The sequence below is a fragment of the bacterium genome (genome assembly GCA_040755755.1).
Classification (GTDB): Bacteria; SZUA-182; SZUA-182; order DTGQ01; family DTGQ01; genus DTGQ01.
On the sequence record JBFLZW010000001.1, the window covers coordinates 33,006 to 49,036 of the forward strand.

12 protein-coding genes and 1 pseudogene are annotated in these 16,031 nt (G+C 52.5%); 5 read left to right on the forward strand and 8 right to left on the reverse strand.

Features of this window, described 5'->3' with window-relative positions; all coding sequences use genetic code 11:
• Positions 1–9: 9 nt before the first annotated feature.
• The 3 genes from AB1611_00175 to AB1611_00185 all read right to left on the reverse strand — a co-directional run bounded on the left by AB1611_00175 (position 10) and on the right by AB1611_00185 (position 4,411).
• On the reverse strand, positions 10–2,421 hold the full coding sequence (locus AB1611_00175; GenBank protein ID MEW6378000.1) for an ABC transporter permease: 2,412 nt from the start codon (positions 2,419–2,421) through the stop codon (positions 10–12).
• Positions 2,418–3,116 carry an ABC transporter ATP-binding protein gene (locus AB1611_00180; protein MEW6378001.1) on the reverse strand — a complete coding sequence of 233 codons (699 nt, stop codon included), beginning with the start codon at positions 3,114–3,116 and terminating at the stop codon, positions 2,418–2,420. Before AB1611_00180 ends, AB1611_00175 begins: the two co-directional genes overlap by 4 nt.
• Positions 3,117–3,283: 167 nt before the next feature.
• The gene (locus tag AB1611_00185) at positions 3,284–4,411 is read right to left on the reverse strand and encodes a hypothetical protein (GenBank protein MEW6378002.1); all 1,128 of its coding nucleotides are present in this window, start codon (positions 4,409–4,411) and stop codon (positions 3,284–3,286) included.
• A gap of 554 nt (positions 4,412–4,965) precedes the next feature.
• On the opposite strand from AB1611_00185, the gene AB1611_00190 reads away from it, so the two are divergent.
• Together AB1611_00190 and rlmN are read left to right on the forward strand one after the other, a co-directional pair.
• Entirely contained in the window at positions 4,966–6,897 is a 1,932-nt protein-coding gene (locus AB1611_00190; protein ID MEW6378003.1) for a S8 family serine peptidase, read from the forward strand.
• Between the two features lie 52 nt (positions 6,898–6,949).
• On the forward strand, positions 6,950–8,020 hold the full coding sequence (gene rlmN / locus AB1611_00195; protein ID MEW6378004.1) for a 23S rRNA (adenine(2503)-C(2))-methyltransferase RlmN: 1,071 nt from the start codon (positions 6,950–6,952) through the stop codon (positions 8,018–8,020).
• 238 nt (positions 8,021–8,258) lie between these two features.
• On the opposite strand, the gene AB1611_00200 is transcribed toward rlmN, so the two are convergent.
• Positions 8,259–9,110: a hypothetical protein gene (locus tag AB1611_00200; GenBank protein MEW6378005.1), complete on the reverse strand. Its 852-nt coding sequence runs from the start codon at positions 9,108–9,110 to the stop codon at positions 8,259–8,261.
• A gap of 378 nt (positions 9,111–9,488) precedes the next feature.
• On the opposite strand from AB1611_00200, the gene AB1611_00205 reads away from it, so the two are divergent.
• The 3 genes and pseudogenes from AB1611_00205 (at position 9,489) to AB1611_00215 (ending at position 10,328) form a co-directional block, all read left to right on the forward strand.
• The gene (locus AB1611_00205; protein MEW6378006.1) at positions 9,489–9,626 is read left to right on the forward strand and encodes a hypothetical protein; all 138 of its coding nucleotides are present in this window, start codon (positions 9,489–9,491) and stop codon (positions 9,624–9,626) included.
• Between the two features lie 125 nt (positions 9,627–9,751).
• Positions 9,752–10,033 (forward strand): nucleotidyltransferase family protein, encoded by a 282-nt coding sequence (locus AB1611_00210; protein ID MEW6378007.1) that lies wholly within the window; start codon positions 9,752–9,754, stop codon positions 10,031–10,033.
• A gap of 4 nt (positions 10,034–10,037) precedes the next feature.
• A pseudogene (locus tag AB1611_00215) lies at positions 10,038–10,328 on the forward strand (HepT-like ribonuclease domain-containing protein).
• 17 nt (positions 10,329–10,345) lie between these two features.
• Here AB1611_00215 and AB1611_00220 read toward each other — a convergent pair.
• The 4 genes from AB1611_00220 to AB1611_00235 all read right to left on the reverse strand — a co-directional run bounded on the left by AB1611_00220 (position 10,346) and on the right by AB1611_00235 (position 15,440).
• Positions 10,346–12,841: a tetratricopeptide repeat protein gene (locus tag AB1611_00220; GenBank protein ID MEW6378008.1), complete on the reverse strand. Its 2,496-nt coding sequence runs from the start codon at positions 12,839–12,841 to the stop codon at positions 10,346–10,348.
• Positions 12,842–12,871: 30 nt separating this feature from the next.
• Positions 12,872–13,612, reverse strand: a complete 741-nt coding sequence (bshB1, locus tag AB1611_00225; protein ID MEW6378009.1) for a bacillithiol biosynthesis deacetylase BshB1 — start codon at positions 13,610–13,612, stop codon at positions 12,872–12,874.
• 115 nt (positions 13,613–13,727) lie between these two features.
• Positions 13,728–15,059, reverse strand: coding sequence for a bacillithiol biosynthesis cysteine-adding enzyme BshC (gene bshC, locus AB1611_00230; GenBank protein ID MEW6378010.1), 1,332 nt, complete (start codon positions 15,057–15,059; stop codon positions 13,728–13,730).
• Between the two features lie 84 nt (positions 15,060–15,143).
• The gene (locus tag AB1611_00235; GenBank protein ID MEW6378011.1) at positions 15,144–15,440 is read right to left on the reverse strand and encodes a hypothetical protein; all 297 of its coding nucleotides are present in this window, start codon (positions 15,438–15,440) and stop codon (positions 15,144–15,146) included.
• Positions 15,441–16,031 lie beyond the last annotated feature (591 nt).

Genomic DNA, 16,031 nt, shown 5'->3' on the forward strand with positions numbered 1-16,031 from the left:
ATCAACCACTCATTCATTGATCCTGTTTCTCATCGTCCCGGTTATATCGATGCTGCTGGCGTACCTGATGCAATACCAGGCCACGCCTGCCATCAGAACGATCATCGGAATAAATATCTTCAGGTAATCCACCAGCCTGATCTGAAGATGAAGGACGATTGAGGCTTGGGCGATTTTGCAGCAGAAAAATTTTATTATCAGGATACTGATGGGAATCGCTGCCGTAATCACGATGATCACAATAGCCAGGACTTCCCAGAAGATCATCAGGCCGATTTCCCTCTGTCCGAATCCGTTGGCCAGGAGAACAGCATACTCACTCTTTCGGTAAATGGTATTGAGGTAAAGATTGACAAAAATAATGCATATTGACAGCACAAGGCTCAACAGGCTATAGGTGTGGATAAAGGTCGAAATTTTCTTCATGTTGATATGAAAGGTCTTTCGGGCATCGTCCTTGCGGACGATGTAGCCGACAAAATCCAGCTTCTGCAGACTGCTCCTGATCTTTTCAAAGGGTAAATCAAGGGCAAGGAAAACCCCTGCGAACCGGTCCCTGTTTTCACTGATGTCCTGGGCAAATCCAGCCGGTACAAAAGCCTGTCCCAAGGTAAAGTTATTCATGATTCCAACGAGCTTACAATTCGCTTTCCTCCGGTTTCCCGCCCATACTTCCACCTGATCACCCACTTTCAAGCCATACTTGTCCCTCATCTCCATATTCAGGATAATTTCCCTGGCATCGTTGGATGAAAAAAATCCTCCCTCGATGATATCCGGCCTGATGAGAGAATGCTCTCCGGCGATACCGACTAGCTGGTAAGGCTCTCTTTTCCGGCCAATGTGCAGGGTAACCAGTTCCTTCCGGAACGGGCTGACCCGCGATATTCCCTGAATCTGTTTGATCCTGTCTATTCTTTGTCCTTCCACCAGGCCGGTAAAGGGGATGAACAGGTCCCATTTTTCCAGTCTGAAAAAATCGTCAATGGTCCGGTAAATCGAGACATTAGCGGTCAACAGCGACTCGGCAAGGGCAATACCGAGAACGATACTGAAAGCGGACAGGAGAAAAAATAGTTTTCTCCTCCACAGGTTGCGCATTCCCATTTTGAGAATGGAGCCCCGCTCAAGCACCGGATTCCCCTGACAGGTCACCGGAACGGGGCCGGTTGTGTCGGCCTTTGTCTTTCTCCTGAAGGACCATGGTTTTTCCATGGTTCTTCCCAGCATCTCGGCGATGCTCAACCTGCGGATCTGCATCAGGGAAAAACCGGCAGCTATCATGGGCGCTCCAAGGCTGAAGAGAAAGGCGATCAGGAAAGATTTCCCGTTATAATAGCGGAATACGAGCGGAAGGCCGGTTCCGGATGCATAACTGGTAACATTGATATCAGCCATAAAGTTTGATCCTGCGCAGCCGATAAGATACCCGATGAGCCCCAGCAGGGCCGCTGCACCCAGGTAAGCACTGACGAGCTGAAAAGAATTGAACCCACAGGCCAGTAAAGTTCCCAATTGAGTCATTTCCTGCTGAATCATCCGGCTGAGCGAGAAAAAGAGAATCAGGAAAGAAACCAGAATGAATATCCCGACAATGGCAGGCAGGACCATGAAAAATGACCGCATGTCACGTTCGATTACCTTGACACTGAAAAGATCGCTCTGCAAAAGCACACTGTCCAGCGCAAGGCCATGCCTGGTGAGCAGTTGACTGAACGCTCTCCTGATATCCCGAATATCGGCTCCCCGGGAGCAGGTCAGCGAGAAATTGTTGTATATCCGGTAGCCGAAAAGCTCCTTGATCATGCCCATCGGTATATAGGCGATACCCAGGGAATTCTTGACCGGCATATAGTAGTCCGGATTGGCGGCAGTCAGCAGATGTTCCGCGTTGACCACAAGCCCGCTGACGGTAAGCTCGGAAAAAAAACCCTGCACTCCCAGGGTGATCTTATCGCCGACCTTATACCCGCGCTCTCTGGCAAAGGTATAATCGAGGAGAACACAGTGGCAGTCTTTGCCCTGGAAATACGAGCCCTTCATGATTTTCAGGCTGTTGACCTGCGGCTCTTTCTCTTCATCGAGGACCACGAGCAGGGTAGCAATCAGCTCATCGTTTTTGGCCTCGATGCTTCCGGGGAGAATGAGCCGCTTTTCCAGGCGTTCGATGCCTGCAATCCGCTCGTGCGGTCTGCATGGCAATTCATCTTCGGTGGCAGGAATAAAATTGAACTGGAGGTCGGAAAGATGCATCTCCCGGTACAGCCTGGCACAGGTTTCATTGATGCTCTGCAGCGAGGTATGGGTTCCCGTGTGAATGGCTACACTGATGGCAATAGTCAGGATGATGGCCATGGTCCGGTATTTTATCCGCCAGAAATCTTTCACTATCTTGCCGAAGATTCTTTTGGGAAACATCATGCCAGACCTTCACCATGAAATCCGTCCAGGCTGTTTTCAACGATCCTCCCGTTTCGGATAACGATAACCTGGTCAGCCAGGCTGACTGCCTTCTCGTTATGGGTAGCCAGGATAAAGGAAGTCCCGTTTTTCGAGGCCATTCCCCGGATCAGGTCCATGATTACCTCATGATTAGCCTCATCCAGGTTTCCGGTAGGCTCGTCGGCGAGGACCATAACCGGATTTTTAACCAGGGCCCTGGCTATAGCCACCCTCTGCTGCTCTCCTCCTGAAAGCTGATAGGGAAACCGGCAGGCTTTATCCGCCATGTTCACGGTTTTCAGGTAATGCATGCAGCGCTCCCGCTTTTCCTTCTTACTGCCGGAACTCAGATCCAGAATAATCTCCAGGTTTTCCAGGGCAGTCAAGGTTGGCAGCAGATTATAAAACTGGAATATGAATCCGATCTTTTCCCTGCGGTAGAAGGTGAGCTGCCGGGGATCGTGAAAGGGTATTTCCTTCCCTTCAAAGAAGATCCTGCCTTTGCTGGGAAAGTCCAGCCCTCCGATGAGATTGAGCAGGGTGGTTTTGCCGCATCCCGAAGAGCCCAGAACAACTGCCAGACCTCCCCGGATGGAAAGAGTTAAGTCATGCAGCACCTTTACTTCTACCTCTCCTCCCTGGTATGACTTGGACACGTTCTCGAGATTTACCATGCACTCCTCTTTCAGTACGGGTGAACCGGCTTTAATCCGGTCGCTCTTATGGGAAAGACGACACGGCAGTGTTGTATTTCTCCCGCAGAGACGCTGAGACGCAGAGGATATTATTTTCAGTCATTCTCTGCGCCTCTGCGCCTCTGCGGGAGATCATTCTTCTATCCTTAATCAGTGTACTCCAGGATGAATCCTGCCTGCATCCATTTGCTCGATTCAGTCACCAGGCTCATCAGAAGATCACCCCGCTCCAGTTTCTGCTCCTGGCTATGCTCCTGGAAAAACTCATCAAGGGCGATTAAAATAGCAGGCGCTCCCTGATACCCCCTGTCCCCCAGCTTGGTATAGAAATTCACCTGCGGTACCTTATAGGTTTTTTTCAGACCGGCGATGATGAGATCCATAAAGTGCCTGGTTGGGATATTGGCCAGGAAGTATTTCACCCTGTTCATATCCAGGCCGGTTCTGGCCAGCATATTATCCATCCCCTTCTTGCACAGGGATGGGGCTACCTTGGCCACATTGGTGATGTTCTGGGTCAAATGGTGCCAGCCATGTTCATAGGCCTCCAGCGGCTGAGCCCGGTGGCCGCCAAAAAGGGCGTACATGTCAGGGCCTAAACCGGCCCCCACCGATTCCAGATAGGTATCCACAACCCTGAGATTAATCCCCCCCGGATTCTTTTTGTTGCTCAACACCACTGCACCGGCCCCATCGCAGAGAAACCAGCGCAGGATAACCTGATCCCTCTCAAGGATTTTCTGGTTGTAGTGCCTGGCGGACAAAAATGGAGAAGATAACTGAGAGCTCATGAGCAAGGCACTCTGATAGCGGCCATTGGCGATTAAATCCGTCCCGACCTGCAGGGCCTTATAGATTGAGGTGCAATTGGAATGAATGGACATCTCGGCACAATAGGGGATATTGAGCTTGTCCTGAATCAGGGTGCTGGTAGGCGGAGCAACCTGCTCCATCATGGCACCGCCGTAAATGAGAAGGTTAATGTCCGAGGCTTTCATCCCGGCCATGTCCAGAGCTTTTCTGGCAGACTTGACACACATGGAAACATTATCTTCAGTCGGCTTTTTCGTTACCGGATCAATGGCATAGTGGAAGTACTCCATACCCAGCATTTCCTTCATGGTAGGCTGTACCTTTTTGATCCACTTCATGAGTTTCGGGGGGGCATCGGTGATTTCACCCAGAACACCATCAATACGGTCAAACGGGATCTTGTCCCCTGGCGAAAACGAGCCTATGCCGGTAATGTAAACATCGGTTCCTCTCTGATTCATGACAATATATGCCTCCACTAATTTTCTATCGCACTATCGCAATAATGATAAATCTCCTGAGAAAGAGAGTACCAGTATTCTCGTAACTTACCTGGTTCAACTGGCTCAGTAGTGATTTAACTGTACCCGCAACTTAACTGCTTGAGTAACTAAAAACGGCGCGTCTTAGGCAGCATGTTTTTCTGCCTGATGTTAAACGTCTGCTGCCTGATGCCTGGTTCATATGAGAGTCTAACTCTTGATTTACAAAAAATTGCCTATATTTTTAATAAAAACTTATCGTCTGAAACATTAAAAATGTATTAGCAGTTTACTGATAAGGGGTAAAAATATTGGAAGGTTTATGCCCTCTGACTCCTGCCCCTGCAATCCGGCATTCCAATTGCATTTCCTCTCCGCGGAGATGTAGTTTCAGGTTTTCAGGTTGGCTCAGGAAAGGCAGAGGTTGCGGGAGAGATCTTCGAAAGAAATCCTGTAAAGAGAGATGAACAAGAAGGCTGCACGGCCGCTTGAATGCTCTAAGTATCCCATTGTTTCAAGGAGAGAATTTCATCATGAGAGAAGAGAACTCCGCCTTCCTGATGTCTCCGTCTGTCCGGATGACCATTTCATTCACCCTCCTTTTTCTTGCTGTTCTGCTCCCGGCCACGCGGCAGAGTCAGGCAGCGATCATCTACCCGTATGGCATTCGAATATTGCAGCCCCGCTATACAATCAATGGGGTCAGGCCGATAACCGCACCTCAGGAAGTGCTGATAAAATTTAGACCAGGGGTGATAAATAATCAGATCCTGGCTGTCCTCATCCGCTATCAGCTCACGGAGATTTCCTTCAGCCCCTATTCGGGGATCAGAAGATGCCTTCTCCCTGCTCAGATTCCGATCAACCAGGCCGTCTCTTCCCTGCGGGCAGAACCCTCGATCCTGTATGCGGAGCCGAATTGGCTGGGATATGCTCACCTTATTCCCAATGATCCTTTTCTGCCCTACCAGTGGCACCTGCCCATGATGAACATCAATGCCGCCTGGGACATCAGCATCGGCGGAGGGGTTGTGGTGGCGGAGCTGGATACCGGGGTGTCTTTTGAAAACTTCGATATTTACGGACTGGCTCCTGACCTGGCCGGGACCAGTTTTGTGCCGGGTTATGATTTCGTGAACGACGACCCCAACCCGGATGATGACGAGGGACATGGAACCCACATCGCCGGAACCATAGCCCAGACAACCGGCAACGGCCTGGGGTGCGCGGGAGGAGCGTTCGGAGCCACCATCATGCCGGTAAAGGTCATGGACAGCACCGGAAGCGGGACCCTGACCGACATCGTGGACGGGATCTACTATGCAGCCAATAATGGAGCGAAAATTATCAACATGAGCCTTGGGTTTGGTGACAATCCCACCCTGGCGCTGGAAGATGCGGTGAATTATGCTTACGATAGCGGCTGTCTGCTGATTTGCTCCGCCGGGAACGCCGGGACCAATACGCCAAACTACCCGGCATCCTATCCGGCTTGCATATCAGTCAGTGGAGTCCGGTATGACCTTACCCTGGGCAGTTATTCCAATTACGGTCTGGATATCGATCTGTGTGCTCCGGGAGGGGATTTGACCCTGGATCAAAACCTGGACGGCTACCCGGACGGCATCCTGCAGCAGTCCCACGACGGCACCAATTTCACGAACTTCGGGTTTTACATGGGCAGGGGAACCTCATGGGCTGCGGCTAATGTCACTGCCGTGGCTGCCCTGGTTATTTCGGCAAGCGGGGGAATCCTTGCTCCGGCTGATGTAAGGTCGATCCTGGAAACCACGGCCCGTGATCTGGGGACTGCCGGATGGGATGAGTACTTCGGCTGGGGGCTGGTGGATGCATATGCTGCTGTCAATGCGGCTGTGGCTGCCGCAGCTTCAGCTCAGGTGCTGGGAGCCCGTATTCCGTTTACCCTGAGAGCTCCGGCAACTTCACTTTTGACTGCCGCTGCCCCCTGGATATCAGCGAACAGCCTGGCGAACCGGCAATGGCAGCTTCAGCAGGCTCTCCAGCAAGGGATCCAGCAGGCAGGCCAATGGCCCTGGCAGGTGAATCAGCAGCAAGGGGGCTGGGGGATATCTTCGGGGACTTCTTCCGCGGCAGCCCGGTTCGAGGCTTCGTCCTCCCTGGCCGCGGCCCAGATCCTTGGACTTTCGGACTGGCTCTTTCCGCTGAGCATGACCGGAGTAGGAGGCCTTACGAATGCCGGTGCAGGTTCACTTTTCCTGAATTCAGCAGGCAGTCAATCGCAGAATCAATCCCGGTCCTCTTCGGCCAGCCAGCTCTGGGGGAGTCAGGGGATATTTTCCCCCTTGTCCTGGTCCCCCTTATCCTGGCCGCTCGGTTATTCCGCTGCTCAAAGTTATCAGGCAATCGATTCGATTTTCTGGCCTCTTGCGCCTGGTCAGGGCCTGGCCCTCATTCCGGCTCAAGGGTATGCAAGGCTCTTTTAGGGGAGAAACCTTCCCCGTTGCCTGTTATCAGCAAAAATGCTATCATAAGAGCATGAAAATCGATATTAAAAACCTTACGTTTCCGGAACTTGAGCAGCTTTTGGCAGACATTGGAGAAAAGCCCTATCATGCCCGGCAGATCGCCCTGTGGATTTACCAGCGGGGTGCGGTGGATTTTGCGGCCATGACGGACCTTTCCAAGTCCTGCCGCCATAAACTGGAGGAAGGGTATTATATTTCCGAGCTTCCCCTGGTTGAGGTCAGAACAGGGGAAGATGGCTGCTCCAAGTACGTTTTTCGCCTGCCGGAAGGCCTGGATATCGAGAGCGTGCTCATTCCGGATCAGGAGCGCCTGACCCTGTGCATTTCCACCCAACTGGGATGCAGGCAGGGCTGCCGCTTTTGTCTTACCAGCCGGATGGGATTTATCCGCAATCTCCTGCCTCATGAAATCTGTGACCAGGTGCTTCAGGTAAAAAAGCGCCTTCCCGACGACCGGAGAACCCTGAACATCGTCCTGATGGGCATGGGAGAGCCGCTGGACAATTATCAGAATACCGTTGCAGCCATACGTCTTTTGACTTCTCCTTTCGGGCTGAACATATCCCCGCGCCACATAACGCTGTCTACGGCTGGCCTGGTGAGGGAGTTGTATCAGCTGCACAGGGAGAAGCTGGGCATCAATCTGGCTGTCTCGATCAATGCTCCCTCTGACGAAATCCGCAGCAGGTTGATGCCGATCAACCGGCACTATAACCTTGAAGCTCTCGTGCAGGCGCTCAGGGATTTTCCCCTCCCGGCCCGCAGGAGGTTTACCATCGAGTATATCCTTATCGGCGGGGTGAACGACTCAGCCGAAGCAGCGCGGCAACTGTGCCGGATGCTGCGGGGAATCCCCTGCAAAGTCAATCTGATCCCCTACAACCCCAACCCCTTTCTCACCTTCCGGGAATGCCCGGAAGCCAGTCTGGAACAGTTCCAGCAGATTCTGGTTCAGCATCACCTGACGGTTACGGTCCGAAGAAGCAGAGGCCGGGATATCGGGGCAGCCTGCGGTCAGTTGGGCTATGTCCGCTATCGTGCCCATTGCGCTGAATCAGAGAAAAAAACCTGCATCTCGTAACCGGGCAGAGAAACTCAGCCGAAATTTGGAATTCCGGATCTTAAAATCTGGAATTATGGCCTGGATTGTATGGCCTGGAGAGTGAAGGAAATGACTTGCTGTATCCCAAGAGGTTTGGATCTGAGCGAGGGAAAAGAAAATGGCAGCGAACGGGAAAATTAAAAAAGGCCCGCTTCATCAGAATATTCACCTGAATGAAGCGGGCCTTCCGGTTTTATTGTGCAGGGTTAGATCAGGATTAGATCACAGTTCCCCCGATTAACGAGCCGTTGGTGGAAGCGGTACTGGTGTCGGTTGTACTGCTGCTGCCAGTCCCCGGAATAAAGAGCGAGGGGAAAAACTGACTATAGAGAGAGCCGATCCCTAAACTCGATGCGATCTGGAGGAACGGTACCTGGTACTGGATGCCGCCAGGTGTGGTAATAGTATAGTACAGGTTCTGAATGCCGAAGGGGCTGCCGAGAGAACCCAGCCCTCCAAGACCGTAGGAACCCAAAGATGAACCAAGCCCTCCGTACAACCCTCCCAGGCTGGCCAGACTGCTCAATCCTCCAAGTCCCCCCAGGCTCCCAAGGGTGCTCACCCCCCCAAGGCTTCCCAGGGCTCCAAGGCTTCCGAGACCACCGTATAACCCCGCGGCCGCCAGGCTATAGGCAGCGTACGGCAGCAGTCCATAGCCGATGCCGAGGCCATAAACCGACCCGCCATATCCCCCATAAAGCCCGCCATATGTCCCGTAACCAGCATAGTAGAGCGGAGAATAGCCTCCGTAGTAGGAACTGGCACCTCCGTAATAGCTGCTGCCGTAAAGGCTGCTATAGCTGGAGCTGGATGGATAGCCGTAGCTTCCATAGGTGCTGCCATAGGAAGAGTAGGCTGTTGAAGGATAGGTGCTGTAGGAGGAATAGGCCAAGGGAGTATAACTCGAAGTCGGATAGGAATAAGCGCTGCCATAGGCACTGGTGCCTGTATAAGGTGATGTATAGTATGAATAAGCCGGTGACAGTCCACATAACCACATTGTCAGCAGAAAAACGAGTACCATCCCGCCAGCCACTGAGGTGAGCTTCAAAAACCAGTTTTTTTTCATGTTCTTAGCCTTCTATAGAGTGTTAAAGAGAACACAATATACACAAGAGACACAATAGACAGATTGAGCCGCATCAATCAGGGAACGTATGTAAACGCACACAGAGGAATACGCCTCAGCAGGCTTGCATACTTCAGCCTGTCAGCCTGATATGCCAGGTGCTGAAAATCAGCACACAGAAACCTGAATACCGTAAGAATAAGAATGAGACCGAGAAAGAGAGACAAGCCCATCCGGGGCCCGCTGGTGCCTGGATAGAGTACTTTGGTATGACATGGTTGATCAATCACCCCCCCGAAATAATAAGGCCATGAGAAAATGGCTCCGGGAAAGAATCAGTGCCGGATATTCTCAATGGCAAATTGAATTTCCTTGCTTATGATAGCTGCAAACCCTGTGCCATGCCTGGCCGGGGGCATCCGGCAGGCATGGCGGGAATTATCAGGGCGGATATGGATAACCGTAAATGCAGGACAAGGTGCTCATGAATGCAGGGCGGGGAAGAGTGGTCATTAATCTCCATTACTGGAGAGGGTGACTATGACATATTTAGCACAAAGAGGCTCTACTATGAATAAATATTCATAGTATGCAATAAGTTTCAACATGCAGGCGACGCCTAACGCACCGCAACCTACGGCATCACAAATATATGGCCAGAGTGGAAAATTTTATTACCTGAAAAAGGTGTATATAATGTCCGCATATTCGGTTCTGTAGCGCGGGGTGAGGCAGGGCCGGGAAGTGATGGGGATGTCCTTGTGGAATTGGAATCCGGACGCAGTCTCTTCGATCTTGGTGGTTTCTTAATGGATATGCAAGACCTTCTGGGCTGCAAAGTAGACGTGGTGACCGAGAAGGGTCTGCACTGGTACATACATGACCGGGTAATCAAAGAAGCAGTACAGCATCCATATCTATGAGTGTATCACCCGCATTGAGGGGTATATCATGGGGGGTAAAGATGAGTTTATGGCTTCCACACTCCTTCAAGATGCCGTAATACGTAATCTTCAAATCATGGCCGAGTCCACCCAGTGAATTTCGGACTCCCTGAAGTCCTCACATCCTGATGTGCCGTGGCGAGATATCTCTGGTTTTCGGAACATGTTAGTACATGATTACCTGGGTCTGGACCCCGAATATATCTGGCAGATTGTTGAAAAACATCTGCCTCTACTCAAGCAGCGAATTATGATGACGATAGTTAAAAAATGATAAAGTATATCTGCCCCCTACTGCTCCAGCCCCCCCTGCTGCATCTGCCGGGCTCTTTCCAGCAACTGGGCAGCCATGACAAAATCCGGTTGCAGGCGCAGGGTTTCCTGATACTCCTTGATGGCCTGATCAATCATGCCCTTGGTGTCATAGGCTGTCGCCAGGTTGAAATGGGCCTGGGCATAGCCGGGAGCAATTTTGACCGCCTTCTGATACACGGCAATGGCCTGGTCCAGGGCCTGCTGGTGAAAGTAGATGGTGCCGATATTCATATAGGCATCGGCATAGTCCGGCCTGGCTTTCAGTGCCTTCTGGTAGGCATCGAGGGCTTTGTCCGTCTGGCCTTTCTGGCCGTAGGCCACACCCAGGTGGAAGAAGGCTTCAGGGTTGTTTGGATCGAGGGTCAGGGCTTTTTCGATTTCCATGATGGCCTGATCCTCCTGATTGAGGCTGTAGTAGGCAATCCCCAGATGGATTCTGGGCTTGACCTGATCAGGCTGCAACTGGACTGCCTTTTGAAGCTCGGTGACTGCCTGGGCAGGTTTTCCGGTCATCAGATAGATATCTCCCAGCTCACTGGAAATGGTCTGATAGGCGGGCTTGATCCGAAGAGCGGTCTGAAACTCTGCGATTGCCAGGTCAAATGCCCTCGTTCTGGAGAAAAGGAGCCCTAAATTATAATGGGCATCGGCAAAGTTGGGGTCAAGGGCCAGGGCTTTTTGGATTTCTGTCCTGGCCTCATCGAACTGCTGCCTGAAGAGGTAAACGCCGCCCAGCAGATTAAGTACCTCCTTGTGATCCGGATTGAGGCGAAGCGCTTCCTGAAATTCGGCCAGGGCGCGGTCCAACTCTCCCTGTGCGGCAAAAAGCGTTCCCAGTTGCCGGTGGGCATCGAGGTAGGCGGGATCAAGGCGTATAGCCTCCTGGTATTCCTGCAGGGCAAGGTCGGTCTTCTGCTGCTTCTCATAGACCAGGCCGAGCATGAAGTGGGTGGAGATGTCTTTGGGGTTCGCCTTCAGGACCTGCTGAAAGGCCTTGACCGCCTCGATGAATTGTCCCTTCGAGTAACAGGAAAATCCTGCATCGGCCTGATCCGCCACCAGGATAAAATCTTTGGGGTCGGGAAGGCTTTCCCCTTCGGGGGCGGGATTTTCGCTCCAGACGTAGCCAAGGCTTTGCAGCCTCTGCCTCTGCTCGCTGCTGAGTGCCGTCTGGGCATCTGATCCTGCCTGAAGAGCAGCGATGGATTTTCGCATCTCAAGGAGCCTGGCCTCGAGTTTTGTTGCCTGGTCAGGCTGATTGGCCAGAAGGTTGTTGATTTCCCCTGCATCCTGCCGGAGCTGATAGAGCTCCGGTTTTGGTGCCTGAATGTATTTCCAGTCCTGGGTGCGCAGGCCAAAGAGGGGACTGAGATGATGATTTAGCCTGGGATACAAAGACTCGCAATACAGATCCATATCCCGATTCAGAGGCTTGCGGTCCCTGTCTGCCGCCATTGCCGGATACAGGCTCACTCCCTGCATCTTGAGCCCTGCCGGGCTGCTGCTGCTGGTATTCCCTGCCGATACCTTCAGGACATCGAGAATGGTCGGTACAAGATCGATGGTCCGGACCAGGGATGTGACCTTGAGGCCGCGGGAAAGTCTGGCCGGATAGCGGAAAATCAAAGGAACCCGCAAGGTGGAATCGTAGATGAAAAAGGCATGGGTCCGCTCCTTATGCTCTCCGAGGCCCTCGCCATGATCGGCGGTGAAAACGACCAGGGTGTTATCGAGCAGATCGAGCTGCTCCAGTTTGTCCAACACCCTGCCCAGGCACTGGTCCGTGTAGGCGATCTCGCCGTCGTAGGGGTTTTTCTGATACCGGCTCCGAAATGGCTCAGGGGGAGAGTAATCCGCATGCGGATCGAAGTAGTGGAGCCACAGGAAAAATCTTTCCTGATGATGTTCGTCCAGCCACTGGAGCGCCCTCTGGCTGGTGTTTTCCCCGATGCGCTCATTATGAAGGATAGAGGGGCCGCCGCTCTGGTTCTGCGAGCAGTCATCGTCGTAAAACTCGAATCCCTGATTCAGCCCGAAGCATGAGTCCAGGGTATAGGAGCTGACTATGGCTGCGGTCCGGTACCCCTGCTGCTGCAAAACTTCAGCCAGGGTAGTTGCGGACTGGTCCAGGGTAAAGGTTCCGTTATTGCGCACGCCGTGTGAAGGTGGATACAGGCCGGTAAAAATCGACACATGCGATGGGAGGGTAATGGGGACCGGCGTAAATGCCCGGGTAAAGAGCACGCCATCTTTGGCCAGCCGATCTATCCGGGGAGTTTCGACCTGCGAATAGCCATAACACCCCAGGCGATCGGCCCGCAGGGTGTCAATGGTAATCACCAGAAGATTTGTCCGCTTCTCAGGCTGCGGCTGATGCCGGGAGCAGGAGAGAAGGAAAACCAGGGCCGCCATACCAGCCAGAGTAATCAAAGAATTAAAAGTGTCAAAAGCTTTCCGCCATCTCCTGGCCATAGTTTTTTCCTCCTCGTTCCACTCTTAACCTTACAGTCGGCATGGGTCATCCAGTTTCAGGGGCCGGTCAACCCAGAGCGCCTCGCCATATTTGACGTTAATCAATGAGCCAAAGTAGCGGCACCTCGACTCCACATGAAATGCATAATCGGAAACCCCTATGGTCCGATAGGGGAGCTGGCTGTCTTCTCTGGAAGGGAATATCTGGGACCGGTAGGACGAGAGGGCTTCCACCTTCCGGGGAAATTCACTGGTGATATCCACCACAAAGGTGGGAATCAGGGGCTGGTGGCAGGGGTAGTAGTAAATCCGCCGGGGGTAATGGGGCGGATAACCAAGGTCGAGTTTGGCCAGCCTGGTTTGAAAAAAAGCCTGCTTGACGATCATGCCTGCGGCTGCATGATCCGGATGCCAGTCCTCCCAATAGGGGGCAAGGAGAATCGAGGGCCGCAGCTTCCGGATGATGCGGGCTGCGGCCAGGATATTTTCGTGGCTTGCAGTAAGCCGGGTATCGCCAAGGTCCAGATTTTCACGCACATCCACGGCAAGCAGGCGGGTGGCCTCGGCCATCTCCCGGGCACGGATTTGGGCCGTTCCCCTGGATCCCATCTCGCCGCGGGTCAGATCCGCAATGCCTGTCCGGTAGTCCTGGTTTTTCATCTTGATGAGTAATCCTCCGACGCACATCTCCACATCGTCCGGATGAGCGCCAAAGGCAAGAAGGTCAACTGCAAAGGTACCAGCCTCCTGGGGCTGGAGGTCTGTAGTCATGATATCTCCTTTTGAGAAGTCAGGAGTCAAGGAGCCAGAATAAAGGCTGTCTTTTCTTCTGACTTCTGACTCCTGACTCCTGACTCCTGACTCCTGACTCCTGAATATATTATGTTCACGGCTCTGCTGAAATTTCAAGCTGATAATGGGAAAAATAATCTTCAGTCTCAAGTGTCTGGACAGCGGGTAAAAAGTCCGGGCCGTAGTGACTGAGAGGATAAAAGATATTGAGTTTTCGTTCCTGGGGATAGGTATCCTGAAGGATACCGGACCGGGCATCATGCAAAGTTGCGCTGAGGCGGGGCAGGATAATGGGCATTTTGAGCTCGAAATAATCATAGACGCCTTTAATCTGAGCAAAGTATCCAGCTTCGCCGGGGCCGGCAAAATAGCAGAGGGTGGGGAACAGGAATTCTGAAAAAACAGGCCGAAGGTAAACATTCGGGCTGAACCGCTCCGGCTGAAGCTGAATCAGCTCCAGCATCTGCTGCCGGGAATAGTCATGGTTTTTCGTGTGAAAGAGCCGTCCATCCCAGGTCACTCCCTCCCGGCCCTGATTCTCATAGAGGAAGAATGGGCACTGGTGCGGGTGAAAAGGCAATTGCCGCCGGAAGCCGCATTGCTCAAGCTCCCGGCCTGCCTGATCGACCACTTCGGGCAAATCCAGGGGATCAGCCAGTACCTTTTCCCACAGGGGGGCGGCCAGCCGCTTGATTCCGGCATGGTTGGGTTCAACCAGGATCAGGCCGCAGCGCCCGAAAAAGGTCAGCATCAGGCGGGCAAACCACTCACCCAGCGTGCCGGACCGGTTCAGGGTACTGTGAATGATGTGCGCAGCCTCTTGAGAATACCTGGCTGGTGAAAGCGCTTTTTCCAATTCCAGCATAAATGAAGATAATTTCTTTCCTTTCAGCGGAAGGAGCCCGGCCGGCTGCTTGAAATGGCCCCGCCTGGGGCGGATGGATAACACCCGGTACCCTCCGCCTTCAGTCTCAGGCCAGGAGACTGAAGCTGACTCCTCCAGGTTATGATCTTCCGAAGCGATCCAGAATACCGGAATACAGACCAGGCCGAAAGTCTGCCGGATCCGCTGCATCTGCCGCAGGCAGGAGACAGTTTTATAGATCGTGTACAGAGGGCCGGTTAGAAGGCCCGGTTGCTGACCGGTCATGATGACCAGGGTCCGGGGATCGTTCAGGCTGGCAATATGAGCCAGGGTTTCAGGCGGTGCATCAAGATTCCGGTGGTAGTCATGGAGATATTCGACCACAGCTTTCCGATGGGGGAACGACTGACTCTGGAAAGAGGCGATCTTCTCGCCTTCCTGACCTGGATGAAAGTGCAGAAATGATGAGAAGCCGGTTGGATCCCTGGCGTAGTCACTGAGGAATGTACCTTTGGGGAGGATTTGGGAAAAATCGATCTTTGCTTCTATCCGCAACTGCATATGAGCCTTATAAAGAAGGTATCAGTTTCAGCTATCAGTTTTCAACTTTTTGCCTGGCGCACACTGGCCACTGACCACTAATACCTAAACCTTTCCCCCTTTGCGGGCATCATTGGCCAGTTCGATAATTTTGCGGTAAACCGCATCGAGAAAAGCCGGAACGTCCTTAACTTCAAATTTCAATGACTTTACGATATCCAGTGCCTGATTCAAGCACCATTCCCTGTTCATCCGCCAATCTTCAACCTCCGGGACTGCACAGGAAGGCTCCGGATGTCCGGCTTGTGAGGGGCCTTGAGATGGCTCAAGAGCCACTCCCTGAGATGGCTGCTGGCTGCCTTGTTGTGTAATACCCGGCTGTGTGCTTTTTTCCTCGTTCATGGTTTTTCCCCTCTCGTTATAAGCTTGTAAAGCTTCATCTTCTCCCTTGTCCACCTGAGGGTTCAGTAGCGGACAGTTTTAATTTATCCGGAGGCAGCCCCTTACTTTTTATGCCATGATGGGGCGCATGCGCCTACTAATCCCTCCCCCTATTGAGGGGGGATGTTAGGTGGGGGTGAACAAATTTGTGCCTGAGTAGTTACGGTAACTATTATATAACCATATTCCCCTGACTGACAAGAGGTATAAATACCCGGCTGGAGTTCCCTTTCTCTTTGGAACGGCTGCCGGGCGCAGGGATCGCACGGGACTCTACTATTTTTCACGATCCTGAATGGATATTTGACGATAAAATAAGGGAAGGGTAGCCTTTCGAGCAGGAATCTCTAGGGGAGTTACTGTGGAGGGCGACGGCTATCCTTCGTGCCGCTCACATCCCCACCCGGGAGGAGCGGCTTTTTGTTTCTTGAGTATAGGGGGATTAAGTTCGCACACCAGGCGGATGTTCTTCAGCCTGTTTTGGCTCACTCAACGATCCTGCCCCGGTCGTTTTCATTTTTCTTGATCACAACCTTCTCTTTGTGATATCTT

What these genes read in the sequence shown, in the direction of transcription:
- AB1611_00235 (MEW6378011.1), bottom strand. Translation starts at nt 15,440, where the DNA reads ATGAACGAGGAAAAAAGCACACAGCCGGGTATTACACAACAAGGCAGC.
- AB1611_00220 (MEW6378008.1), bottom strand. Translation starts at nt 12,841, where the DNA reads ATGGCCAGGAGATGGCGGAAAGCTTTTGACACTTTTAATTCTTTGATT.
- AB1611_00205 (MEW6378006.1), top strand. Translation starts at nt 9,489, where the DNA reads ATGATAGCTGCAAACCCTGTGCCATGCCTGGCCGGGGGCATCCGGCAG.
- bshC (MEW6378010.1), bottom strand. Translation starts at nt 15,059, where the DNA reads ATGCAGTTGCGGATAGAAGCAAAGATCGATTTTTCCCAAATCCTCCCC.
- AB1611_00190 (MEW6378003.1), top strand. Translation starts at nt 4,966, where the DNA reads ATGAGAGAAGAGAACTCCGCCTTCCTGATGTCTCCGTCTGTCCGGATG.
- rlmN (MEW6378004.1), top strand. Translation starts at nt 6,950, where the DNA reads ATGAAAATCGATATTAAAAACCTTACGTTTCCGGAACTTGAGCAGCTT.
- AB1611_00200 (MEW6378005.1), bottom strand. Translation starts at nt 9,110, where the DNA reads ATGAAAAAAAACTGGTTTTTGAAGCTCACCTCAGTGGCTGGCGGGATG.
- AB1611_00175 (MEW6378000.1), bottom strand. Translation starts at nt 2,421, where the DNA reads ATGATGTTTCCCAAAAGAATCTTCGGCAAGATAGTGAAAGATTTCTGG.
- bshB1 (MEW6378009.1), bottom strand. Translation starts at nt 13,612, where the DNA reads ATGACTACAGACCTCCAGCCCCAGGAGGCTGGTACCTTTGCAGTTGAC.
- AB1611_00185 (MEW6378002.1), bottom strand. Translation starts at nt 4,411, where the DNA reads ATGAATCAGAGAGGAACCGATGTTTACATTACCGGCATAGGCTCGTTT.
- AB1611_00180 (MEW6378001.1), bottom strand. Translation starts at nt 3,116, where the DNA reads ATGGTAAATCTCGAGAACGTGTCCAAGTCATACCAGGGAGGAGAGGTA.